Annotated in this window: 20 protein-coding genes and 2 tRNA genes; 13 read left to right on the top strand and 9 right to left on the bottom strand. The window is 61.5% G+C overall.

Annotation, left to right across the window (positions count from 1 at the left end; all coding sequences use genetic code 11):
- Positions 1-42: 42 nt before the first annotated feature.
- Both xerD and GM655_RS02140 read right to left on the bottom strand, forming a co-directional pair.
- Positions 43-948, bottom strand: coding sequence for a site-specific tyrosine recombinase XerD (gene xerD, locus GM655_RS02145; RefSeq protein WP_155432977.1), 906 nt, complete (start codon positions 946-948; stop codon positions 43-45).
- Positions 924-1,445, bottom strand: coding sequence for a methylated-DNA--[protein]-cysteine S-methyltransferase (locus tag GM655_RS02140; protein ID WP_155432976.1), 522 nt, complete (start codon positions 1,443-1,445; stop codon positions 924-926). Before GM655_RS02140 ends, xerD begins: the two co-directional genes overlap by 25 nt.
- Positions 1,446-2,046: 601 nt before the next feature.
- Here GM655_RS02140 and GM655_RS02135 point away from each other — a divergent pair.
- Both GM655_RS02135 and GM655_RS02130 read left to right on the top strand, forming a co-directional pair.
- Positions 2,047-2,694 carry a TRAP transporter small permease gene (locus GM655_RS02135; protein ID WP_155432975.1) on the top strand — a complete coding sequence of 216 codons (648 nt, stop codon included), beginning with the start codon at positions 2,047-2,049 and terminating at the stop codon, positions 2,692-2,694.
- Positions 2,691-4,082 carry a TRAP transporter large permease gene (locus tag GM655_RS02130; protein WP_155432974.1) on the top strand — a complete coding sequence of 464 codons (1,392 nt, stop codon included), beginning with the start codon at positions 2,691-2,693 and terminating at the stop codon, positions 4,080-4,082. Before GM655_RS02135 ends, GM655_RS02130 begins: the two co-directional genes overlap by 4 nt.
- 96 nt (positions 4,083-4,178) lie before the next feature.
- Here the strand turns inward: GM655_RS02130 and GM655_RS02125 are convergent, their stop codons facing one another.
- On the bottom strand, positions 4,179-5,165 hold the full coding sequence (locus tag GM655_RS02125; RefSeq protein WP_155432973.1) for a TRAP transporter substrate-binding protein: 987 nt from the start codon (positions 5,163-5,165) through the stop codon (positions 4,179-4,181).
- A gap of 128 nt (positions 5,166-5,293) precedes the next feature.
- Here GM655_RS02125 and GM655_RS02120 point away from each other — a divergent pair, with 128 nt between their 5' ends.
- Both GM655_RS02120 and GM655_RS02115 read left to right on the top strand, forming a co-directional pair.
- Positions 5,294-7,333, top strand: a complete 2,040-nt coding sequence (locus GM655_RS02120; protein WP_155432972.1) for a sensor histidine kinase — start codon at positions 5,294-5,296, stop codon at positions 7,331-7,333.
- Between the two features lie 3 nt (positions 7,334-7,336).
- The gene (locus GM655_RS02115) at positions 7,337-7,924 is read left to right on the top strand and encodes a response regulator transcription factor (RefSeq protein WP_155432971.1); all 588 of its coding nucleotides are present in this window, start codon (positions 7,337-7,339) and stop codon (positions 7,922-7,924) included.
- A gap of 21 nt (positions 7,925-7,945) precedes the next feature.
- Here GM655_RS02115 and GM655_RS02110 read toward each other — a convergent pair whose 3' ends face one another.
- The gene (locus GM655_RS02110; protein ID WP_155432970.1) at positions 7,946-9,724 is read right to left on the bottom strand and encodes a DUF885 domain-containing protein; all 1,779 of its coding nucleotides are present in this window, start codon (positions 9,722-9,724) and stop codon (positions 7,946-7,948) included.
- 40 nt (positions 9,725-9,764) lie between these two features.
- Positions 9,765-10,859 carry a tRNA epoxyqueuosine(34) reductase QueG gene (gene queG, locus GM655_RS02105; RefSeq protein ID WP_155432969.1) on the bottom strand — a complete coding sequence of 365 codons (1,095 nt, stop codon included), beginning with the start codon at positions 10,857-10,859 and terminating at the stop codon, positions 9,765-9,767.
- A gap of 76 nt (positions 10,860-10,935) precedes the next feature.
- Here queG and tsaE point away from each other — a divergent pair, with 76 nt between their 5' ends.
- From tsaE to GM655_RS02090, 3 genes are read left to right on the top strand one after another with little or no spacing between them, the layout of a single operon-like run.
- Positions 10,936-11,421 carry a tRNA (adenosine(37)-N6)-threonylcarbamoyltransferase complex ATPase subunit type 1 TsaE gene (gene tsaE / locus GM655_RS02100; RefSeq protein WP_155432968.1) on the top strand — a complete coding sequence of 162 codons (486 nt, stop codon included), beginning with the start codon at positions 10,936-10,938 and terminating at the stop codon, positions 11,419-11,421.
- A complete protein-coding gene (locus tag GM655_RS02095) occupies positions 11,385-12,803 on the top strand; it encodes an N-acetylmuramoyl-L-alanine amidase (RefSeq protein WP_155432967.1) in 1,419 nt (472 codons plus the stop codon). Before tsaE ends, GM655_RS02095 begins: the two co-directional genes overlap by 37 nt.
- A gap of 48 nt (positions 12,804-12,851) precedes the next feature.
- On the top strand, positions 12,852-13,697 hold the full coding sequence (locus GM655_RS02090) for a D-hexose-6-phosphate mutarotase (RefSeq protein WP_155432966.1): 846 nt from the start codon (positions 12,852-12,854) through the stop codon (positions 13,695-13,697).
- Positions 13,698-13,737: 40 nt separating this feature from the next.
- Here the strand turns inward: GM655_RS02090 and GM655_RS02085 are convergent, their stop codons facing one another.
- Entirely contained in the window at positions 13,738-14,823 is a 1,086-nt protein-coding gene (locus GM655_RS02085; RefSeq protein WP_155432965.1) for a carbonic anhydrase, read from the bottom strand.
- Between the two features lie 198 nt (positions 14,824-15,021).
- Positions 15,022-15,666 carry a VTT domain-containing protein gene (locus GM655_RS02080; RefSeq protein ID WP_155432964.1) on the bottom strand — a complete coding sequence of 215 codons (645 nt, stop codon included), beginning with the start codon at positions 15,664-15,666 and terminating at the stop codon, positions 15,022-15,024.
- Positions 15,667-15,827: 161 nt separating this feature from the next.
- On the opposite strand from GM655_RS02080, the gene GM655_RS02075 reads away from it, so the two are divergent.
- From GM655_RS02075 to GM655_RS02055, 5 genes are all read left to right on the top strand, one after another.
- Complete coding sequence (locus tag GM655_RS02075) at positions 15,828-16,730, top strand: peptidylprolyl isomerase (protein WP_229632337.1); 903 nt, start codon at positions 15,828-15,830, stop codon at positions 16,728-16,730.
- Between the two features lie 84 nt (positions 16,731-16,814).
- Positions 16,815-18,848, top strand: coding sequence for a DNA mismatch repair endonuclease MutL (gene mutL / locus GM655_RS02070; RefSeq protein WP_155432962.1), 2,034 nt, complete (start codon positions 16,815-16,817; stop codon positions 18,846-18,848).
- 1 nt (position 18,849) lies between these two features.
- Complete coding sequence (gene miaA, locus GM655_RS02065; RefSeq protein ID WP_155432961.1) at positions 18,850-19,806, top strand: tRNA (adenosine(37)-N6)-dimethylallyltransferase MiaA; 957 nt, start codon at positions 18,850-18,852, stop codon at positions 19,804-19,806.
- A 144-nt stretch (positions 19,807-19,950) separates the two neighbouring features.
- Positions 19,951-20,027, top strand: a tRNA-Met gene (locus GM655_RS02060).
- A 59-nt stretch (positions 20,028-20,086) separates the two neighbouring features.
- A tRNA-Met gene (locus tag GM655_RS02055) sits at positions 20,087-20,163 on the top strand.
- A gap of 66 nt (positions 20,164-20,229) precedes the next feature.
- On the opposite strand, the gene GM655_RS02050 is transcribed toward GM655_RS02055, so the two are convergent.
- Positions 20,230-21,249, bottom strand: a complete 1,020-nt coding sequence (locus tag GM655_RS02050; RefSeq protein ID WP_155432960.1) for a transporter — start codon at positions 21,247-21,249, stop codon at positions 20,230-20,232.
- 81 nt (positions 21,250-21,330) lie between these two features.
- Entirely contained in the window at positions 21,331-22,092 is a 762-nt protein-coding gene (locus tag GM655_RS02045; protein ID WP_196308684.1) for a substrate-binding periplasmic protein, read from the bottom strand.
- Between the two features lie 250 nt (positions 22,093-22,342).
- Here GM655_RS02045 and GM655_RS23145 point away from each other — a divergent pair, with 250 nt between their 5' ends.
- The gene (locus GM655_RS23145) at positions 22,343-23,971 is read left to right on the top strand and encodes a methyl-accepting chemotaxis protein (RefSeq protein ID WP_196308683.1); all 1,629 of its coding nucleotides are present in this window, start codon (positions 22,343-22,345) and stop codon (positions 23,969-23,971) included.
- Positions 23,972-24,041: the final 70 nt, after the last annotated feature.

Below are 24,041 nucleotides of genomic sequence, written 5' to 3'. Positions count from 1 at the left end.
TAGTCATCCCATTATGAACCAGTTAACGCCCACCTTGCTGATTCATCCACGTGGATGGTGCAGAGCATGCAGCTGTTTCAGGCGTTCGCGCGCCACATGGGTGTAGATCTGGGTGGTAGAAATGTCGGCATGACCCAGCAGCAGCTGTACCACGCGCAAGTCGGCGCCATAATTGAGCAAATGGGTGGCAAATGCATGGCGCAGCGTGTGCGGCGACAGCGGCACGGTGATGCCGGCCTTGTGCGCATGCTTCTTGATCAGGATCCAGAACATCTGGCGCGTCATGGCGCCGCCGCGCGCCGTCACGAACAGCGCATCGTCCTGCTGGCCGTTGAGTATCTGGCCTCTGGCCTCGTGCAGATAGCGTTCCAGCCACAGGCGTGCCTGCGCACCGAACGGCACCAGCCGCGTCTTGGCGCCCTTGCCCGTGATGCGCAGTACGCCCTCGTTCAGGCCCAGATCGAGCAGCTTCAGGCTGACCAGTTCCGACACGCGCAGGCCGGATGCATACATCAGTTCCAGCATGGTACGTTCGCGCAAGCCCAGCGGCGTAGCCACCTCGGGTGCCGCCAGCAGGGCTTCCACCTGGGCTTCGCTCAGCGTGTGGACGAAGCGCTGCGGCTGTTTGGCCGATACCAGCTTGAGTGTGGGATCGGCGCTGATGCGGTGCTGGCGCAGCAGCCACTGGTAGAAACGCCGCAGCACGGACAGGCGCCGGTTGGATGAAGTGGCTTTGCCGCTATCCTGATGGCGCGCCGCGATATACGCCTGCAAGTCGTGGCTGGCCACGGCGGCCAGCCCGTCTATCTGCGCACGCTGGCTGGCCAGCCACTGGGCGAACAGGCGCAGGTCGCGCCGGTAGGCTTCCAGCGTGTTCTTAGCCAGCCCGTCCTCCAGCCACAGGCTGTCGCAGAACTCGTCGATCAGAGCAGCGTGGTCTGTTGCCATGCGTATTCGCTCGAGCCTTCGTGGGCCAGCAGCCAGCGCTTGATGCCGAGCAGATAGCCGTTCGGATCGTCGCTACGGGAAAAGCCGCCGAGTCCCGTGGCAGCCGTCACGCGGTGGCACGGGATCACCACGGGGAACCAGTTGGCGCCGCAAGCCTGCCCCACGGCACGGGGCACCGAGCCGAGGTGGCTGGCCAGTTCGCCATAGGTGCGCACGCTGCCGCGCGGAATCGAACGGATGGTGTCCCACACGCGTTGCTGGAACGGCGTGCCCACCGTGCACAGCGGCAGGTCGAACACATAGTCGGCATCGTCGCAATAGCGCTGCAATTGATGTACAGCAATTTCCGCCACAGCATCCTGTGGCGCTTTTGCATCAAAATGGGGCGGCAGATAACACAGCTCGGCAATCTTGCCCGCCTCGGTACGCACGCCGATTTTTCCGAGTGGCAAGTCCACTATGGCCTGAAACAATTGTGCTTCCTGTTGTATTTTCATCACAGTTCATGCACCAAAAAAGGATGGGCAACGTTGTAAAAATGCACCAACATGTTGCGATTTCATCATATTGTAATAATCGCATAGGTGGCTGGCTGACAGCATTTTAAGCGCGCCCGCCAGGCTGCGCGCAAAAAAAAACGCACCCTCAGGTGCGTTTTCAAATACTGCTTCACGTTCCCGGTCGTTTGCGTGATGCCGTAGCGCGCTTATGGCGGCTTGCAGCCTCTATCACAACGACATTCTGTAAAACGTGTGTCTCCTCGTTCCATCGCCGGCATTGATTGCCGTTTCTCTACACACTCCCCACCTACAATTCTGGGCTCTTGCTACAAGGCTACATATCCTTATGCTTTATTCCTTGAGAGCGACGCCATCATAACGTAAGGCTTTCGTTTTTGACCAACTATTTTAAGCACGGTCGTACAGCCATACTTCAAGTCTGAACCAATTTTTACGCAGATTCCGAAAGTTGTGGTAAGCAGCTTTTCACTCTGCCGACCTAGTAGTTCCCCTCATTGCCAGCCCGGGCGCCGCCATTTATTTTTAGCCTACAAGAGCACCGGATTTCCCGGAATCAACATAAAAGTCGAGACACATCATGCTAAGTAAATTACTCGATCACCTAGAGGAGTGGATGATCACCTTCCTCATGGGTGGGGCTACCTTCATTATCTTCCTTTCCGTTGCACACCGCTATGGCACCGGCCTGGCTATCCCCGGCGTGCAGGACTATCTATTAGGCCTGCACTTCGAATGGGCCCAGGAACTGGCCATCATCATGTTCGTGTGGATGGCCAAATTCGGCGCGGCCTATGGCGTGCGCATGGGCGTCCACGTGGGCGTGGACGTGCTGGTCAGCCGTTTGCCGACCGAATGGCGCAACCGTGCCACCTATGTGGCACTGGCTTGCGGCATGCTGTTTACCGGCATCATCGGCACGCTGGGCCTGACCTTTGTGTGGGAAAACGGCATGCACTATGCCATCTACAACAAACTCGGTCTTGATGTAAGTGCGCTCACGGAAGGCCCGACCACGCCCGACCTGGAATGGCCGACCTGGTTTGTGTATTCCGTCGTGCCCATGGGTTCCTATCTGATGTGCTTGCGCTTCATCCAGGTCACCATCGCGTTCTGGCGTACGGGTGAAATGCCGCATCAGGATGAATCGCAGGTGGACGGTCTGGAAGACGACAGCGATGACGAAATGTTTGCCGTCGCCAAACCAGCCCACGGAGGTGCACAATGAGCCACGCTAACGCTCTCACCGCCGTTGCCCAGATGAGCAAGCAGCGCGCTGCTGCCTGGCTGCTGGGCATAGGCGCCATCCTGCTGGCCCTGTGCTTCATCGGCGGCAAGGTCGGCATCGTGTTCGCGCTACTGCTGGCGCTGATGCTGACCGGCATTCCCGTCTCCATTGCACTCGGCCTGACGGTGCTGATGTTTATGTATCTGCTGACCCATGTACCGGTCGAGGCGGTGGCGCTGAAACTGTTCAGCGGCATCGAGAAGTTCGAAATCATGGCCATCCCGCTGTTCATCCTGGCCGGTAACTTCCTCACCCACGGCGGCGTGGCCAAACGCATGATCAAGTTTGCCACCAGCCTGATCGGTCACTGGCATGGCGGTCTGGCGCTGGCAGGGATTATTGCTTGCGCCATGTTCGCACTCGTGTGCGGCTCCTCGGTAGCCACGGTGGTAGCGATCGGCTCCATCATCCTGCCGGCCATGGTCAAGCAGGGCTATCCGAAGCGCTTCGGCGCCGGCGTCATCATCACGGCCGGTTCGCTCGGCATCCTGATGCTGCCGTCGATTCCGAAAGTGATCTACGCGATTTCCACCAACACCTCGATCGGCGCGCTGTTCCTGGCCGGTCTGTTCCCCGGCATTCTGCTGACGGTGATGCTGTGCACCACCACCTGGGTGCTGGCCAAGAAAAACGGCTATCCGCGCATGCGCAAAGCCAGTTGGGGTGATCGCCTGAAAGCCTTCAAGGAAAGCGTGTGGGGCCTGATGCTGGTGGTGATCATCATCGGCGGTATCACCAAGGGCATCTTCACCCCGACCGAAGCAGCCGCCATGAGCGCCGTGTATGCCTTCATCATTTCCGTGTTCGTCTACAAGGACATGCCGCTCAAGAAAACCCCGGAAGTGCTGAAGAAATCGGCCAGCCTGAGCGCCATGCTGTTGTACATCATCACCAACGCCGTGCTGTTCTCGTTCCTGATGGCGCACGAAAATATTCCGCAGGCGATGGCAGACTGGATTCTGGCCAAGGATCTGGGTCAGGCCGGCTTCCTGTTCTTCACCAACATATTGCTGCTGCTGGCCGGTAACGTGATGGAACCTTCGTCCATCATTCTGGTGATGGCACCGATCTTGCACCCTGCCGCCATCCGTCTGGGTATCGATGCGGTGCACTTCGGCATCATGATCGACGCCAATATGGAAGTGGGCCTGTGCCACCCGCCTGTGGGCCTGAACCTGTATGTGGCCAGCGGCATCTCCAAGATGAGCATCTCCGAGCTGACCGTGGCCGTCATGCCGTGGCTGCTCACCATGCTGGTGTTCCTCGTCATCGTCACCTACTGGCCGGGCTTGTCGCTGTGGCTGCCGAAAGCCATGGGCCTGATGTAAGGGCTGCGGCCTAAAACAAAACCCCGTGTGGCCTGACAGCCACACGGGGTTTTTTATTATGGCGGACCGTGAGATCCGCCATGCACTACTTAATGCTTACTTGGCGGCTTCCTTGTTAATCGCCGAGATCAAGTCCTTGCGGATACGGCCTTCCATATCCTTCTGCACCGGCAGCAGGGCTTTACGCCATTCAGCCTGCTCTTTCACGCTGAGCGTGTAGATTTCCGTCTTGCCGGCCTTCTTGATGGCGTCCAGCGCCATATCGTTGTCGCGCTGGGCGATGGCTTTCTCGAAGGTGGTGGCGTCCTTCATGGCCTTATCCAGTGCGGCGCGGATATCGGCTGGCAGACCATCCCAGAACTTCTTGTTGACGATCACGGCATAGCCCAGATAGCCGTGGTTGGACACCGTCACATGCTTCTGCACTTCGTGCATCTTCTGGGTGTACATATTCGACGGCGGATTCTCGGTACCATCTACCACGCCCGTCTGCAGCGCCTGATACACTTCCGAGAATGCCAGCACCTGCGGGTTGGCGCCCAGTGCGCGCATCTGCGCGTCCAGTACCTTGGACGACTGGATACGCATCTTCTGGCCCTTGAAGTCCGCTACCGAGTGCAGCGGCTTGTTCGCCGACATCACCTTGAAGCCGTTATCCCAGAAGGCCAGACCGGTAATGCCTTTCGGCTCCAGCTTCTTCAGCAGGCCTTTGCCGATTTCGCCTTCCGTCACGTTATACAGCGCCGTCTTGGATGGGAAGATGTAAGGCAGGTCGAACGCTTCGAATTCCTTCACACCCAGCGGGCCGAATTTGGCCAGCGAAGGCGCCAGCATCTGCACGGCGCCCAACTGCAGCGCTTCCAGTTCTTCCTTGTCTTTATATAGCTGGCTGTTCGGATACACCTCGACCTTGACGCGGCCATTGGTGGCTTTTTCGGCCAGTTGCTTGAAGCGTTCTGCTGCCTGGCCTTTCGGCGTATCGGTCGCCACCACGTGGCTGAATTTGATCACGATAGGCGCCTGGGCGTAGGCGTTGATGCTCAGGGCGGCGCCCAGAACCAGAAGCATGGCATTGAGTTTCATGGAGTCTCCAGAAGGAAGGAAAATACGGTATTGTTGTAGTGTGATCGATTCTCACCAACCGTGACAAGCCCTGCAACTGTGGAAAACCACAATGGCGAGCAGCGTGCAAGGCGATACCCTGAACGCCCATGACCGAATCTACCAGCTCCCCTACCGCGCGCCGGCGCGGCCTCCGGCGTGGCCTGTCCAGCAGTGCGCTGCGCTGGCTGCTGCCCATCGTACTGGTACTGTTTTTTCTGGCAATATTGATCTGGTTGCCATGGCAGGCGCGCCAGATGGAAAGCACGGAACGGCAGGAACAGCTGATTGCCGACACGCTGTGGGTCGAGCAGACCATACGCTTCCAGCTGGGACGCGACGAAGAATCGCTGCGCGCACTGGCCTATGAAATCGGCGCCGTCCACCTGTCGGACGAACAGCTCAAAGCCCGCCTGACCCGCTTGCTGAAAAATGGCCACGAATTTTTACGTGTGGTGTGGCTGCGGCCCGATGGCAGCCTGCACGCGAGCAGCGACGCCATTCCCCTGCCCGTGCGCCTGACCCAGGCTTCCGAAGCCACCATGGAACTGGTGCGCAAGACGCGCAAGCCCATGTACACCCAGCCCGAAATCCAGAACGGCAACCAGAGCGCGGCACCGGCCGCCGTGCTGATGGACTACCACGTGCCGCTGTTCCGCGGCGACGAATATCTCGGTGATCTGGTGGCGACCTACCAGACTAGCGTGCTGCTGGAAGAAATGGTGCCGTGGTGGTTCGCGCAGGATAATCAGGTCTCGCTGATCGACCGCGACGACCGTGTGCTGGCGCGCCGCGCGGCCGCCGGTCCGGGCCACGGCGTGTACACCCACAAGCGCGCGCTCGATCTGCCCGGCGCCAACCTCACGCTGGTGACGGACAGCGTGAAGAGCGAACCCAAGCTGCTGCCGAATCTGCTGGTCGGTTCCGTCATCGTGCTGTCACTGGGGCTGTTGTGGAGCTTGCTGGCCCTGTGGGGCCATATCTCGCGCCGGCTGGCGGCCGAAGGCGCGCTGCGCCAGCAGATGTTGTTCCGCACGGCGATGGAGAACTCGCTGGTGACGGGCCTGCGCGCGCGCGATCTGGAAGGCCGCATCACCTACGTCAATCCGGCCTTCTGCCAGATCGTCGGCTACCCGGCCGAAGAAATCATCGGCAAGCTGCCGCCCATGCCCTACTGGGCGCCGGAAGCCATGGCCGAATACCAGACCCGCTTCGCTTCCGTGCTGGCCGGTAAGGTCACCCCGCAGTTCGAAACCTATTTCCAGCGCCCCAATGGCGAACGCGTGCCCGTACTGATTTTCGAAGCGCCGCTGGTCGATAACAATGGCAAGCAGACCGGATGGATGGGCTCCATCCTCGACATCTCCGACCGCAAGCGAGTGGAAGAACTCAATCGCCAGCAGCAGGAAAAACTGCAGTCCAGCGCCCGCCTCGCCACCATGGGCGAAATGGCGTCCATGCTGGCGCATGAACTGAACCAGCCGCTGGCCGCAATTTCCAGCTATACCACGGGCGCGCTGAATATCCTCAAGCGCGCCGACAGCCAGCATGCGCCGGTTCAGGCACCGGCGCTGATACCGGCGCTGGAACAGGCCAGTACCCAGGCACAGCGGGCCGGGCAGATCATCCGCAGCGTGCACGAGTTCGTGAAGAAGAGCGAACCGCAGCGCCAGCAGATCGCCATCGGCCCGCTACTGGAAGGCATACGTACGCTGATCGAACTGCAGGCGCGCCAGGCTTTTGTATCGTTCAAGACCAGCATTCCCGACCAACTGCCGCCCGTGCTGGCCGACCGCGTGATGATAGAACAGGTGCTGCTCAACCTGACCCGCAACGGCATCGAAGCCATGCAGCACATACCGCCCCAGCGCCGCCTGCTGAAAGTACAGGCCAGCTATCTGCCCGATACGGCGCAGGTCAGCGTGGCCGTGATCGATCAGGGCCATGGCATACCGGAAGACGTGGCGCAGCGGCTGTTCTCGCCCTTCTTCTCGACCAAGGCCGAGGGCATGGGCATGGGACTCAACATCTGCCGAACCGCGATAGAATTCCACGGCGGCACACTGACACATAGCGCCAACCCGCAAGGGGGCACCATATTTACCTTCGTGCTGCCGGCACTGGCAGAGAACACGGAAACGGAGACCTGAAGCATGCTGCATATCGTTGATGATGAAGAAGTGGTGCGTGACGCACTGACCTGGCTGGCCACCTCGCGCGGCATCAGTTCGCGCAGCTACGCTTCGGCGCTGCAGCTACTACGCCATGCCGATAGCGGCCAGTTCGATCCGGAAGGCGATTGCGTGCTGCTCGACGTGCGTATGCCGGACATGAACGGCATCGCCGCCTTCGACCAGCTCTCCACCCGTGGCCTGACCCAGCGCATGCCGGTGATCTTCCTCACCGGCCACGGCGATGTGCCGATGGCTGTCGATGCGCTCAAACGCGGCGCGTTCGACTTCTTCGAGAAACCGTTCAATGACAACCAGCTCATGGACCGCGTACAGGAAGGTCTGGCCGGTTCGCGCAAGGCTGGCGAAATGGCGCAGGTGCATGCGCGTCTCGCCACGCTGTCGGCACGCGAACGCGAAGTGCTGGACCTGATACTGGCCGGGAAAATGAACAAGGTGGTAGCCGATGAACTGGGCATCAGCATGCGCACGGTGGAAGTACACCGCGCGCATATCTTCGACAAGATGCAGGTGAAAACGGCGGTCGAACTGGCCGGCCTGCTGAAATAGATCTAGCTTTTCTTCTACGCCCTAGCTCTTCTTCTGCGCCGCTATCCATTCATCGACCACCTGCTCCAGCACAGGTAGTGGCACATTACCCGTTTCCAGCACGGTATTGTGGAAGGCCTTCAGCGAGAAGCGCTCGCCCAGCGCCTGCTGGGCGCGGGCGCGCAACTCCAGTATGCGCAGCATGCCTATCTTGTAGGCGCAGGCCTGGCCCGGCATGGCCACATAGCGTTCTACTTCCACTGCCGGTATGCCGTAGTCTATGCCTTGCTGACGCGTCCATTTCATCGCATGCAGGCCGGTATCCACCACCAGCCGGCGCGCGCGGAACAGCTCTGCATCGAGCTGGCCCAGGTGGCCCACTACGTCGCCGTCATACCAGTGGTTTTCCACCGCCAGTTGTTCTGCATACAGGGCCCAGCCTTCGCCATAAGCGGAACCGACCGGGAACACGCGGTCGCGCCGGTAGCGCGGCTGCTTGCTGTTTTCCTGCTGCAGCGCGACCTGGAAGTGGTGGCCCGGCACGCCCTCGTGATACGTCAGGGTACGCAGGCCGACGATGCGGAACACCGGCCCCGGCATCGGTGCCCAGAAGATGCCGGGACGGGTGCCGTCATTGGCCGGTCCCGTGTAGTGGGCCGCGGCCGTCTTTTCCGTGAACGGTGGTTCGCGCTTCACCACCACGGGCGCTTTCGGCGTAATGTCGAACAGCTCGCGCGAGCGCTGCTCGGCGTCGCGCAGCACTTCTTCATAGCGCGCCAGCAGGGCTGGACGGGGATCGGCTTCTTTCGGCTGCACATCCTTTTCCAGCTTGGCCATGCGCTCCTTGATGCTGCCTTCCGTATAGCCCAGCGAGACCAGCAATCCATCCATCTCTTTTTCGATGCGCGCCACTTCGCGCAGGCCAATCTGGTGCACCTGCTCAGGCGTGTAACTGCTCGAGGTCATCTGCTTGAGCAGCAAGGCGTAGGCCTTGTCGCCATTAGGCAAACGCCACAGCCCGGCATCGTTATTGGTCTGCGGTAGCTGCTCCTGCAGCAGCGTGCGCACGCGCTGGTAGGATGGCATGACGGACTGACGCACGATGGCTTCCGCGCTGGCGGCGGCCTGCTGCTGGGCTTCCGGCGTGAGCTCCTTCACGTTCGCCATGCGCTGCTTGAGCGATACCACCAGCACATTGGCTTCGGCACCGCCTTCAAGGAAGCGATCGAGCTGGCCGATGGCGGACTGGGTCAGAAAGGTTGGCATCAGGATGCCGCGCGCACCGAGCCCGCGCGCCTGCAGGATGCCCGTATCGATCTTGCCGGCCACAGCCTGCAAGCGCACCAGATAGTTCTCCACATCGCGCTGGTTGCGGATAGGGTGGGCCTGGCTGAGGAAGTTCACTAGCTGCACATGCAGGCCGCCGAACTGGTTGAAGACGAAGTTGTAGTCGGCGTAAGGGTAGCTGTCGATCTGGTTCTGCAGATTCCAGCGTATGGTGGCAGCACTGGCGCGCTGCTGCACGCTCAGGCTTTGCAGATTCATCTTGTCTAGCTGCGCCAGCGCCTTCTTGGCAGCAGCGACATCACGCGCACGCTGGACGATGGAATTTGGCGTCAGCTTGCGGTCCAGACCATCCTGCTCCTTGCCGTTGAAGTACTGCTTGAGCGTGGCCTGCTCCGGATCGTTGCGTACCTTGACGCTGGCCAGATTGTCAGCCCACTGGTCAAAGCTGATAGCCTGCGCGGCCAGACTCACGCTGAAACTTAGCGCAGCGCTGGCAGTAGCGAGAAAAACGATGGAGCGGCGGGGAGTGTGCATGATCTTCCTCTGTAAGTCGATCATACGAGTGTAGCGCAGTTCAGCGGTGGCAGGCCAGCGCCCATTCCAGATGCTCGCGCAGCAGCGGCGTAGCGCCGTCACAGCGCGCCGTCAGCGCAGCCACTATGGCAGCATCGCCGCGGGCGCCCGCATTGGCCGCATTGCCCAGCGCGACCGCGATATTACGCAGCCAGCGTTCATGGCCGATGCGGCGTATCGGGCTGCCTTCCATCTTGCGGTTGAATTCTTCCTCGCTCCACGCAAACAGTTCCAGCAGGCTGGCGCTGCCCAGGCCATGGCGCTCGTCGAAATCGGCCAGCACGGCTTTCTGCGCAAACTTGTTCCACGGGCAGGCCGTCTGGCAATCATCGCAGCCATAGATATGGTTGCCGATCAGGGGCCGCAGTTCCGCCGGTATCGCGCTTTTCAGTTCTATGGTCAGGTAGGAGATGCATCGGCGCGCGTCCAGTTTGCCCGGCGCGAGGATGGCACCCGTAGGGCAGACATCGATGCAGGCCGTGCACTGGCCGCAGTGGGCGCCGGTGGGCGCGTCCACTGGCAGTGGCAGATCAAGCAGAAACTCGCCCATGAAAAAAGTGGAACCGGCCGTGCGCGACAGCAGCAGCGTATGTTTGCCGCGCCAGCCCAGCCCTGCTTTTTCGGCCAGCGGCAGTTCCATCACGGGGGCCGAATCCGTGAACACGCGGTAGCCGAATTCGCCGATCTGCGCCTTAACCTTGTCGGCCAGCTGCTGCAGGCGCGCGCGCAGCACCTTGTGGTAGTCGCGTCCGCGCGCATACACGGAGATCACGGCGGCCTGCGGGTCGGCCAGCCGCTGTGCTTCGCGCTCGCGCCAGTCTGGCGGCGTATCGGTGGGCAGATAGTCCATGCGGGCGCTGACCACGCGCACCGTGCCGGGCACCAGCTCGGCCGGGCGAGCGCGCTTCATGCCATGCGCCGCCATATAGTCCATTTCGCCGTGAAAGCCGGCGTCCAGCCAGGCTTGCAGGCCCGCTTCCGCATGGCTGAGGTCTATATCGGTGATGCGTACTTCAGCAAAGCCCAGCTCCGTACCCCAGCGCTTGATGCTGGCGGCCAGTTCGGCTAATGCGGTTTCGGACAGGGAATGCGGCATGGGCGGTGTAACAATGTAAGAATGGTCGCAGGCGGTTACAATGGCTGGCGTACCAACCAACCTGACATTTTAATTGATGCCGCACTTTCAAGCCCATCTCCACGACGAAGCCGCCACTGCCGCCCTCGGGGTCTCGCTGGCGCACGCTATGGCGCCCGGTCTGGTCATCTATCTGCATGGCGATCTGGGGGCCGGCAAAACCGCGCTCACGCGCGCGCTGCTGCACGCGGCCGGCCACGTCGGCACCGTCAAAAGCCCCACTTACACGCTGTCCGAACCGTATGCGATTACGCTGGCCGGCCAGGCCATCAGCGTGATCCACTACGATCTGTACCGCATGGGCAGCCCGGAAGAGTTTCTGGATGCAGGCTTCCGCGAAGATTTCAACGGCAGCAACATCTGCATCGTCGAATGGCCGGAAAAGGCCGACGGCGTACTGCCACCCGCTGATCTCGATGTCAACCTGAGCGTGGCCGGTGCCGGTCGTGATGTAGAATTGCGGGCATCCACTCCTGCCGGTCACTCATGTCTGCAACGCCTGAAATTCGCGCCCAATCTGTGAGCGACGCCAGTTCCGCCCAGCCGGACGCGCGCGCACGCCGCACCGTGCTCAAAGCCGGTGGTGCCCTGCTGCTGTCCGTGCTGGCGCCCAGCCGTGCCATGGCGGCGCAAATTCTCGCCGTGCGCGTCTGGCCGGCCGAGGACTATACCCGCGTTACGCTGGAAAACGACGCCATCCTCAAAGCCACCCACTTCACCGTGAAAGACCCGGAGCGGCTGGTGGTGGATATCGAAGGGCTGGAACTCAATCCCACCCTGAAAAGTCTGGTGGCCAAGATCCAGTCCAACGATCCGTATATCAAACAGGTCAGGGTAGGCCAGAACCGGCCCAACGTGGTGCGGCTGGTATTCGACCTCAAAGAAGAAGTGCGGCCGCAGGTATTCACGCTGGCCCCGGCCGGCAATTACAAGCACCGCCTGATTTTCGACCTGTATCCCGTCAAGGAAGCCGACCCTATCGCCGCCATGATAGAAAAAGGCGACTGGTCCAACGATGGCAAGAGTAGCAAGACCGACAGCGTCAGCAGCGGCGGCAAGGTGGCGGCCGTAGAAACACCCGCCACACCGGCCGCACCCAATACGGCAGCGGAAACGGCGCGGCCAGAACATGAGGGCAGGACGGCCGAAGTGGTGGCCAAGCCGGCGGAAAAATACGACCATAACGGCAAGCTGGTACGCATGCTGACGGTGGTGCTGGACCCCGGCCACGGCGGCGAAGACCCCGGCGCTTCGGGCAAGAACGGCAGCCGCGAAAAAGACATCGTACTGGCCATCGCCAAGCGCCTCAAGAACCGCATCGAAGAAATCCCGAATATGCGCGTAATGCTGACGCGCGACGGCGATTACTTCGTGCCGCTAGGCACGCGCGTGGAAAAAGCCCGCAAGGTGCAGGCCGATCTGTTCGTCTCCATCCACGCGGATGCGTTTGTGCAGCCCACGGCACGCGGCTCTTCAGTGTTCGTGCTGTCGGAAAAAGGCGCCAGCTCGACGGCCGCGCGCTGGCTGGCCGACAAGGAAAATCTGGCCGACACCATAGGCGGCGTCAACGTGCGCAACCACGACCGCCAGCTAGCCAGTGTGCTGATCGATCTGTCCACCACGGCCCAGATCAATGATTCGCTCAAGCTGGGCAAGTCCGTGCTCGGTGAAATCGGCGGCATCAACCGCCTGCACAAAGGCTCGGTGGAGCAGGCCGGCTTCGCCGTGCTGAAGGCACCCGACATTCCTTCCATCCTGATCGAAACGGCCTTCATTTCAAATCCGGAAGAAGAAGCCAAGCTGCTCGACGAGGGTTACCAGAACCAGTTGGCCGATGCCATCGTCAAAGGCATACGGCGCTATTTCGCCAAGAACCCGCCGCTGGCCAAGAACCGCCTGACCTGAGGCAGCGACTAAAACGCGGCACTATCACACCACTTTTACGGAATCCACATGGCTGTAGCAACGATGACAGAATATGGCGCACTGCCCGCAGTGCAGATCACGGCGGCCGATGGCGCCGAAATCACGGTGTCGCTGTTCGGCGCCCATCTGCTGTCATGGAAAACCGGCGACGGCAAACAGCGATTGTTCGTCAGCAGCCAGACCCCGCTCGATGGCAGCAAGGCCATACGGGGCGGCGTACCCGTGATCTTCCCCCAGTTTAATGTGCGCGGCCCCGGTCTGCGCCACGGTTTTGCCCGCGTCAGCCAGTGGCGCCTGAGCGCTAGTGGCGGTGATGGCGGCCATGCCTATGTCGAGCTGCAGTTGAACCAGCACGATCTGACAGCCGAACACGCGGCAGCATGGCCGCACGCATTTGAACTGTCGCTGCGCTATACCTTGCAAGGTGATGCGCTCGACGTGCGCTACACGGTGCATAACAGCGGCACGGCCGAATTCCCGTTCGGCGTGGCACTGCATACCTATTACGATGTGGGCCAGCTCGAAGCCACCAGCATCAGCGGCCTGCAGGGCCAATGCTATACCGACCATCATCTGCAGACAGCCACGCAGGACTACCCTGCCCTGCATTTCAACCAGAAGCACGACCGCCTGTACCAGTCCACGCCTATGCTGACGCTGAACACGGCCAACGCCACGCTGCATCTGGAACAGCAGGGCTTTGATAACTGGGTGGTGTGGAATCCGGGTCAGGCCGATGCGGCGGCGCTGACCGATCTGGCGGATGAGGAGTATCTGCGTTTCGTCTGCATCGAACCGGCCTGCATCGACCAGCGGCAACTCGCCGCCGGCAGTAGCTGGACCGGTGCCCACCGTATTAGCTGCGCCAGCTAGCTGGCGCAGCTAAGGCTTAAACTAAGGCTTAAACTAAGGCTTAATTCGATTCCTTGATGATGCGGCCGGAACCGGGCTGGATAGGCCGTGCATTCATAGGATACAGACGGGCGAACAGTGCCATCTGGGCCGGCGAAGCCTGCACCGGCTCTTTCATCACCAGCCACAGCACGCCTTCGCTGCAAGGCGGCGTGGTCAGCGAACCCATGAAGGTGAAGTAGTCGCGCCGGGCCGGAATCAGGTCGATAGGATCGATCACCGACGATGGCGCCATGGTGTCGAGTTTTTCCAGCGGAAGATTATTCCACACGGTCTGGATCACTGGCTGCGCACGGCCACGTTCGAGCAGCAGCGCAATCACGGCCAGCTTGCCTTCGCCATCCTTGTGCACCAGGTGCATGACCATCTCGTAGCCCTTGCCATTGATGCGCTCTTCCGATGGACGGTGGAAGTGGAACTGGATCAGCTCATACATGCGGTTCTGCACCGTGATGAAATTACCGCCGCCCAGCATCACCTGCACGGTGTGGCCGTTGTCCGTCACATTGAACGACGATGGGTGGTAATCAAACGTGATCTGTTCCAGCTCGACTTTCATGCCATCGCGGATATCGATAGGCGACTGACGGTTGCCGGTGCTGCATTTGGCCCATTCCGGATTGATCCGGCCCCAGTTGGCGGGACCGTTTTCACCTTCGTACGACCAGTGGTGGCTATACACTTTCGGCGCCGCTTCCACCACGGCTGCAGCCTTCTTGGCCTTGGCCGCAGCGGCCACGCGGGCCTGCTGGTTGGCGCGCATCAGCGCCAGACGGGCGGCGATCTTGGCCGATAGATCGGCTTCCGCTTCCGCTTCGCGCTCGCGCGCACTCGGAGCCGCGGCCGATGCCTTGCGCCCTGCCGATGCCGGCTCGCTTTCGCCTTTTTCTGCTGCCGCTGCGATCTGTTTGAGCGGCACGCCGCCCACGCTCACACCATGTTCCGATTTGGCGCCCGCAGCGGGCGTGCCCTTGGTTTTAACCGTGGATGCTGCCGCTTTGGCCGACGCCGGTTCACGCGCCTCATTGGCGCTGGCAGCGGTGGCAAACGCGCAGCAGCAGGCGATCAGGGTGAGTAAAGTACGCATCGCAGTCCAGAAGTATAAGAATTACACACTGGTATACGGATGCAATTGGGAAAAACTTGAGTGGAGCCTAGGTCAGGAAAGATATTTATTTGTGAAATATGCCGGATTCGGCGCGCCAGCACGAAGCGGCGCGGACCGCTGGGCCATAGCCGCGCTGCGCTGCAGCCCGGCTATGGCCCAGCCGGCCGATGCGGTCGCTTAGCGACGCAGCATGCGGCGGCCCAGCTTGTAGACGCCGCCCAGCGCCATCGGCACGACGGCCACGCCCACGCCCACCAGCACGATTTCCGTCAGGTGTTCGCGCACGATGGCGATATTGCCGAAGAAGTAGCCAGCCGTGGTCAGCAGCACCACCCACAGCACGGCGCCCGTGATGTTGTAGAGCTGGAAGCGACCATGGGTCATGTCCGATACGCCGGCCACGAACGGGGCAAACGTACGCACCACTGGCACGAAACGGGCCAGAACGATGGTCTTGCCACCATGTTTTTCAAAGAATTCATGCGTACGGCGCAAGGCTTCCTTGTTGAGCCAGCGGTAATCATGGGTGAACACGCGCTGGCCTATGGCCTCGCCTATCCAGTAATTGGTGGTGTTGCCGAGCACGGCCGCTGTGATCAGCAAGCCGTTGAGCAGGAACAGATTCATTTCACCGAGTGCGCACAGGGCACCTGCGATGAACAGCAAGGTATCGCCAGGGAAGAAGAACAGGACGACCAGCCCCGTTTCACAGAAGATGATGGCAAATAACACGGCATAAATCAGGGTACCGTATTGCTGTATCAGCACTTCGAGCGTTTTGTCGACATGAAGTATCATGCCGAAGAATTGCATTAAATCCATATTCTTCCCATAAAGTCAGCGCCGGAATCATACACCACGAATGGCGCCAAGTGAGCAGTTTCCCGCGCGCTGTTATCCAGATTAAAATCTTTCACGAACGCGCAAGCCGCGCGTCGCCCCCTTAGCCCAATAACCCAGGGAGATACCGGATGTACCGAACCATGCTGTTACCATCCTTGTCCGCTGCTGCGCTGCTTACCAGCGGCATAGCCAGCGCTGCCGATCTGCCGATCAAACCCAGTGTCGGCGACCTCGTCAAGCAATCGCAGGCGTCCGACTGGCGTCCCACCGATCCGCAGCACACGCTCTACATGGAACTCGAAAGCGGCCGCGTGGTCATCGAACTGGCGCCCGACTTTGCGCCGCAGAACATCGCCAACATCGAAACGCTGGTGAAGGAAAAGTATTTCGACGGTCTGGCCATCCTGCGCTCGCAGGATAACTATGTGGCCCAGTGGGGCGACCCGCAGGCCGAATCGGACCACCCGCGTCCGTTGGGCAGCGCCAAGCCCAAGGTAGTGGGCGAATTCAGCGTGCCGCTCAAGAACGACAAACATTTCGTGCGTCAGCCCGACCGCGACGGCTATGCACCGCAGATCGGCCATTCCAACGGTTTCCCCGTGGCGCGCGATCCGAAAGCCGGCACCACCTGGCTGACCCATTGCTACGGCATGGTGGGCGTGGGCCGCGATAACGGCACCGACAGCGGCAATGGTGCCGAGCTGTACGCGGTGACGGGCCACGCGCCGCGCCATCTGGACCGCAATATCACACTGGTGGGCCGTGTGCTGTCCGGCATGCCGCTGCTGTCCTCGCTGCCGCGCGGCGGCGAAGCCATGGGCTTCTATGGTGCCAAGGAAGCCCGCATGGCCATCAAGTCGGTGCGGCTGGAAGCCGATGTACCCGAGGCCGAACGCAGCCATCTGGAAGTGATGCGCAGCGAAGCGCCTATCTACCAGCAGGTCATCGACGCCCAGCGTAACCGTGGCGGCCCGTGGAACAAGTTCTCGCCCGGCTACGTCGAGCTGTGCAACGCGCCGATACCGGTGCGCGTGCGTCCCTAAGCGTCCCTAAGCTTCCCTAAGCTTCCCTAAGCACCCCTGCCAGCGCCCCGCAAACGGGGCGCTGCAAGCAGTTATAATCGCGGGATGAATGCGCCCGATACCACCCCTAGCAGCACAGGCCCGCGTCCGATCCGCGCCCTGCCCGACCAGCTGATTTCCCAGATAGCCGCCGGCGAGGTGGTCGAGCGGCCTTCGGCCGTAGTCAAGGAATTACTGGAAAACGCGCTCGATGCGGGTGCCAGCCAGATCAATGTGCGGCTGGAAGAAGGCGGCGTGAAACGCATCGCCATCACCGATAACGGCCGCGGCATCCCGCCCGAGCAGATGCCATTGGCACTGGCCCGTCACGCCACCTCGAAAATTGCCTCGCTCGATGATCTGGAAAATGTGGGCACGCTGGGCTTCCGGGGCGAAGCGCTGGCCTCGATCGCGTCGGTCGCTTCCGTCACGCTGACTTCGCGCACGGCCGATGCGGCCCATGCCTGGGAAATCGTCGGCTCGCATCAGGGCACGGTGGCACCATCCTCGGGCGCCTGCGGTACCACGGTCGATGTGCAAGACCTGTATTTCAACACCCCGGCGCGACGCAAATTCCTCAAGTCGGAACAGACTGAATTCGGCCACTGCGCCGAAGTGGTACGCCGCATTGCGCTGGCCCGTCCCGACGTGGCCTTCACGCTGAGCCACAATGGCCGCACCATCGACCACTGGAACGTGACGGAAATGGCCAAGCGCAGCGCCCACATTCTCGGTGACGGTTTTGCCGAAGCGCGCCTGCACATCGACGAGGCAGCCGGCCCGCTGCGCCTGCACGGCTACACGGGCTTGCCGACTGCCTCCAAAGCGCGTGCCGATGGCCAGTTCTTCTACGTTAATGGCCGCTTCGTGCGCGACAAGGTACTGGTACACGCCGTCAAGGCGGCCTATCAGGACGTGCTGCATGGCGACCGTTTCCCCTCGTATGTGCTGTCGCTCGAGCTCGATCCGGCGCTGGTCGACGTCAATGTGCACCCGTCGAAAATCGAAGTGCGCTTCCGCGACAGCCGCGCCGTACACCAGTTTGTCTTCCACGCGGTGCAGCGCGCACTGGCCCAGACCTCGGCCACCGCCCATGGCAGCGCACCATCGCCGCTGCCTGCCGCCGACAGTCTGGAAACCACGCCGTGGCGCGGCGAGCAGACCAGCTTCGGCGCCCTGCTCAAACCCGATTACACGCCGACCTTTTCGCCTTCGCCATTTGCCAAACCGGGCGATGCCAGCGGCGCTGCCGGTAGCGCAGGCGGCACGGCCTATGCGCCGCACAGTGCGCCCCGCTTCGACGCCCGCACCGGTGGCGTGGCCCAGAGCACAGAGCGCTACGGTGCGCTGTTCAATGGCGGCAGCAACGGCGGCAGCGATGACCTGCGCAGCCACGCCACCGCAGGCGACTACAGTCGCAGCGACAGCCTGAGCAACGATAGCGACCGTGCACTGCCGCAGGCCAGTCCGTTTACCGTTTCGCCAGCCGCTATGGCGCAGGAAGAATTCCCGCTCGGCTTTGCGCTGGCCCAGCTACACGGCATCTACATCCTCGCCCAGAACGCCAAAGGGCTGGTGCTGGTGGATATGCATGCGGCCCATGAACGCATCCTGTACGAACAGCTTAAGCAGGCGCTGGAAAGCCATGTGGCCGGCGAAGCCATGCAGGTGCAGCCACTGCTGATCCCCGTCACCTTCTATGCCGATGCGATCGAAGTGGCCACCGTGCACGAACAGCAGGAAACCCTGCAGGCACTGGGCTTCGATATTGCCGCGCTGTCGCCCACCACGCTGGCCGTGCGCTCGGTGCCCGTGCTGCTGAAGAATGCCGACGCCCAGACACTCGCGCGCGACGTGCTGCGCGATGTACGCGAATTCGGCGGCTCGCGCCTGCTGATCGAACGCCAGAACGAGCTGCTCGGCACACTGGCCTGCCACACGGCCGTGCGTGCCAACCGCATCCTGTCGGTGCAGGAAATGAACGCGCTGCTGCGCCAGATGGAAAGCACGGAGCGGGCCGACCAGTGCAACCACGGCCGCCCGACCTGGGTGCAGGTGGAAATCGGCGCGCTCGATAAACTCTTCCTGCGTGGTCAATAACATGGCACAGCCAGCAAACCGGCCACTGGCCGTGGCCATCATGGGCCCTACCGCTTCCGGCAAGACGGCGGCCGCGCTGGCCATCGCCGAGCGCATTCCTTCCGAGATCATCTCGGTCGATTCCGCGCTGGTATTCCGCGGCATGGACATCGGCACCGCCAAGCCCACGCGCGCCGAACTGGCGGCCGCGCCGCACCACCTGATCGACATCATCGACCCGCTCGACGCCTACTCGGTGGCCCAGTTCCGCAACGATACGCTGCGCCTCGTCGACGACATCGTGGCACGCGGCAAACTGCCGCTGCTGGTGGGCGGTACCATGCTGTACTTCAAAGGACTGGCCGATGGCCTCGATGACCTGCCCGGCGCCGATCCGGCCCTGCGTGCGCAGATTGAAGACGAGGCCGCACAACTGGGCTGGCCCGCCATGCATGCGCGGCTGGCCCTGCTCGATCCGGTCACGGCCGCAAGGCTGGCGCCGGCCGATGCCCAGCGCATCCAGCGTGCGCTGGAAATCTGCACGCTGAGCGGCAAGCCCATGTCGGCCCTGCTGGCCCAGCGCGAGCACACCGAACTACCGTTCGAGCTGCTGTCGTTCGCACTCGAACCATCCGACCGCGCCGTGCTGCACGACCGCATCGCACGCCGCTTCGACCTGATGCTGGCCGATAGCCCGGACGGCAATCTGCTGACGGAAGTGGAACAGTTGCGCCGCCGTGGCGACCTGCATCCTGGCCTGCCCTCGATACGCTGCGTGGGCTACCGTCAGGCCTGGGACTACCTCGATGGCAATATCGACTACGCCACCATGCGCGAAACGGGCATCATCGCCACGCGCCAGTTGGCCAAGCGCCAGCTCACCTGGCTGCGTTCCATGCCCGAACGCCATGTGATCGACTGTCTGGGTACCGATCCCACGGGCCAGTTGCTGGCGCAGATAGGCCGGCGGCTGGGCTAGCCACGCACGCCCCGGGAATTAAAAAAAATATACGACTTCGCGCAGAAGTTTCCCCGAGAAAACGAAATACGCGGAATATTTGGAAAAAATCCGGGGCTATCCTTGACAGCTTAGCGCTCACCCCCGATAATATCGGGCGTTGCAGGTGATATAGCTCAGTTGGTTAGAGCACAGCATTCATAATGCTGGGGTCGATGGTTCAAGTCCATCTATCACCACCAAGAATTCTAGAAGCCTCTAAGCAGATCTGCATAGAGGCTTTTTTAATCCAGTTTGCAGCGGTGATATAGCTCAGTTGGTTAGAGCACAGCATTCATAATGCTGGGGTCGATGGTTCAAGTCCATCTATCACCACCACGAATTCCGAGAGCCTCCCCGCAGTCCGCTGCCGGGAGGTTTTTGCTTTCTGGTCTGGGCTATCCGCTAGTCCTGGTTCTGCATGCGCACCACCAGCGCGCCCGCCACCACGGTGAAGGCGATCACCACGGCGGCGATAATCCAGAAGCCGTGCGGATGCTGGGCCAGCGGGATGCCGCCCACATTCATGCCGAGCAGGCCGGCGATGATATTGATCGGCAGCGCCAGCACGGTGACGATGGTCAGCACGAACAGGCTGCGTCCCGTTTCTTCGTTGACCTGGGCAGCGATCTCTTCCTGCAGCAATTTGATGCGCTCCTGTAGCGAGGACATATCGCTGAGCACCACGGCAAACTCCTCGCTGGACTGGCGCAATTCCTGCGTGTCCAGCTCGGACATCCAGCCGGGCGGGCGTTGCAGCAAGCGCAGCAGGGCGGCCGGTTCGGGCGCCAGCAGGCGCTGCAAGCGCACCAGCACACGGCGCATATTGCCCAGATCGGCCCGCTTCACGCGGACCCGCCCTGCCAGCAGCGAATCTTCGATGGCATCCACCCGCTCGACGGCCGTGCGCACGATATTTACCAGCACATCGGCCTGATCGCGCAGCAGGTGCACCAGCAGTTCCACTGACGAGCGCAGCGGTTCGCCGCGCCGCACGGCCTGATGCAGCCGCTCTATCGATTGCAGCGGCGTACGGCGTGCGCTGATCACCAAATGGGGCGCCACTGCCACCCACAGCGTGGAGATATCGGACGCGTCGAAATTAAATTCGTGCAGCACATCGTTGACCACGGCGATCAGGGCATTGTCGGCCACTTCGATGCGGGTCGAACGCGAGCCCTGATGCAAGGCTTCGTAAAACTCATCGGACAGGCCGGCATAAGCCCTGAGCCATTTTTCGCTGGCCCCATGGGACAGGTTGAAGTGCAGCCAGGCGAACTCGCCCGGCTGACGTGCTTCGCCATTCAGCCATTCCAGCGCCTGGGCAGAGTTGAGCGCGCGCGGCTTGACCGGTTCCGGCCCCAGCAGATAACCCCATACCAGCCCTGCGGTATCCGAACCATATGTAACGTCGATTGCTTCCATGTTTTCCGCTCGCTGGTTTTCCCGCCCGCGATTGTAGCCGAGCTATGTGACCAGCGCGTGAGCAGCGCAGAGTCTGCTACGTTAGGGGCTGGGCAAACCGTGCGCCTCGATATTGTAGGCCCGCAGCAGCGCCTGATAACTGCCGTCTTTTTCCATTGCCGCCAGCCCTTCGTTCAGGTCAGCCACGATGGCGGCGCCATTCGGCCACTGGCGCGTTATGCCGACGAATAAGGGCAGATAGGCAAATGCCGGGCCTTTCCACACCACCTTGTCGCGGATTTCGGCCGGACTTTCCCGCTCGAGCAGATAGCCGCCCACCAGCCGTTCCAGTGCCACATAATCGATGCGTCCCGCCACCAGCTTGCGCAGATTGGTCTGGTCATCCTGCACGTATTCGATCTGGGCGGCCGAGGCTTCCAGTGCGGGCGGATAGCCATAGCCGCGCACGGCCCCCACCTTCATGCCGCGCAGGCCGGCCAGCGCCACATTGATCTTTTCGGCATCGCTCCTCCTGACGAAAAAACCCAGTTCGCTAATGAAGACGGGGCGCGAAGCCATCAGATCAAATCGCTTGACTTCTTCCGGCCAGCAAATCAGCGCGCCGGCCGCGCGTGCCGATGCCAGTTCCAGCGGCACGCGTACCCATGGCACACTGCGGACTTTCAGTTCCCAGCCCTTGCGCCGCAGGGCTTCCGTAATCAACTGCGTGAACAGCCCGCCGCCCGGCTTGGCCGCCATCGAGAACGGCGGATATTCCGTGGTCAGCAAGGTGATCTCGCGCGCGCATAGCAGGCGCGGCAGGCAGATCAGAGTCAGTAACAGCAGCAATCGACGAAAACGCATACTTCCTCCAGCCGGCCCCATGGAATGAACAATTTGCATTACTTCAGCATTAGACCATACCCATGCTCAAGCTTGCGTAGTAACACGTAAATCGACCACTTCTACTGAAAATTTTGATTCATATCATACCGAGTATTACATCTAAAACTTATCGTGCTACTTCCTTAATTGAAATCAAGATAGTTCGATTACACGCGCGCCTGCTACAGGCGCGCCTTCGAAGTCGTCGTTACAGTGAAAGTCCCCCCCCATGAACTTCAGGAATTTAGCCATCGGTAAGAAACTCGGCCTCAGCTTTGCCATCGTCATCGGCATGCTGATCATCGTCGCTGCGCTCGCCTATCTGCGCGTGAGCGCGCTGAGCGACGACCTGCAACTGATCAACCAGGACCGCTATCCGAAAACCGTGCTGGTCCACACCGTCAAGGATGAGCTGAACGAACAGGCGCTGAATATGCGCAACCTGCTGCTGATGGATAAGCCCGCTGATCTGGAAAAAGAATATGCCAGCATCGCCGACAATACGCGCGTGATTACCCAGACGCTGGCCAAGCTGGACCAGGTACTCACCAGTGAAAAAGGCCGAGTCCAGCTGCGCGCGCTGGAAGAATCGCGCCGCAAATACCTAGCCGCCCGCACCACCTTCCTCGACAACGCCCGCAAAGGCCAGCGTGACGCGGCCCTGCACAATCTGCTCGACGAAGTCCGCCCCTGCCTGCAGGTCTACACTACCCAGCTCGATGACCTGATCGCCTATCAGGAAGAACTGATGACGGCGTCGGGCCAGCAATCGCAGGCCCAGGCCAGCCAGACCATCGTGCTGATCGTGGTCATTGCACTCGCTGCCAGCCTGATCGCCGTCACGCTGGCCGTGCTGACCACGCGCACCATTACCACGCCGCTGCATCAGGCTGTCGACGTGGCGCGGCAAGTGGCCGATGGCGATCTCACCGTGCAGATCCACGTCGAAACGCAGGAAGAAACCGGACTGATGCTGGGCGCGCTGCGCGACATGAATAGCGCGCTGATCCGCATCGTCGATGAAGTCCGCACGGGTGCCGACAACATCGCCACCGCTTCCGGCCAGATCGCCAGCGGCAACCTTGATCTGGCATCACGCACGGAACAGCAGGCCGGCTCGCTGGAAGAAACCGCCTCGGCCATGGAACAGCTGACCGCCACCGTCAAACACAATGCCGACAACGCGCGCCAGGCCAACCAGTTGGCCGTATCCGCCTCGGACATCGCCGTCAAAGGCGGCAACGTGGTGGCGCAAGTGGTGCAGACCATGGGTGAAATCAATAGTTCTTCGCACCGCATCGTCGACATCATCAACGTGATCGACAGCATCGCCTTCCAGACCAATATTCTGGCACTGAACGCGGCCGTGGAAGCGGCCCGCGCTGGCGAACAGGGCCGCGGCTTCGCCGTGGTGGCGACGGAAGTGCGCAATCTGGCCCAGCGCTCGGCGGCCGCCGCCAAGGAAATCAAGCAGCTCATCGACGATTCGGTCGACAAGGTCGATAGCGGCTCGCGCCTCGTCAACGAAGCGGGCGACACCATGAACATCATCGTCGGCAGCATCCGCAGCGTGGCCGACATCATGGGCGAAATCACTGCAGCCAGCGCCGAACAGACCCAGGGCATAGAGCAGATCAATCAGGCCATCGTCGAGATGGACCGCACCACCCAGCAAAATGCCACACTGGTGGAGGAAGCTGCTTCCGCCGCCAGCGCCCTGCAGGAGCAGTCGCACCGGCTGGTGGACGTGGTGGACGTGTTCAAGCTGGCAGCATCGGCCGCCACGGGGAAGGCCCAGCGCATCGCTGCGCCGGCCAGCACCATCCGGCCCCGTCCGCTGGTCGCTTTAGCCGGCTGATACGGCCAGCCGGCTGTACCCGCAAGACAACGGCCAGCTCCCGCTGCAGCGCGCCGCATTGAAGACCCGG

It is taken from the genome of Pseudoduganella danionis (genome assembly GCF_009720775.1).
Taxonomy (GTDB): domain Bacteria; phylum Pseudomonadota; class Gammaproteobacteria; order Burkholderiales; family Burkholderiaceae_D; genus Rugamonas; species Rugamonas danionis.
This window is presented reverse-complemented; position numbering and strand designations above follow the sequence as displayed.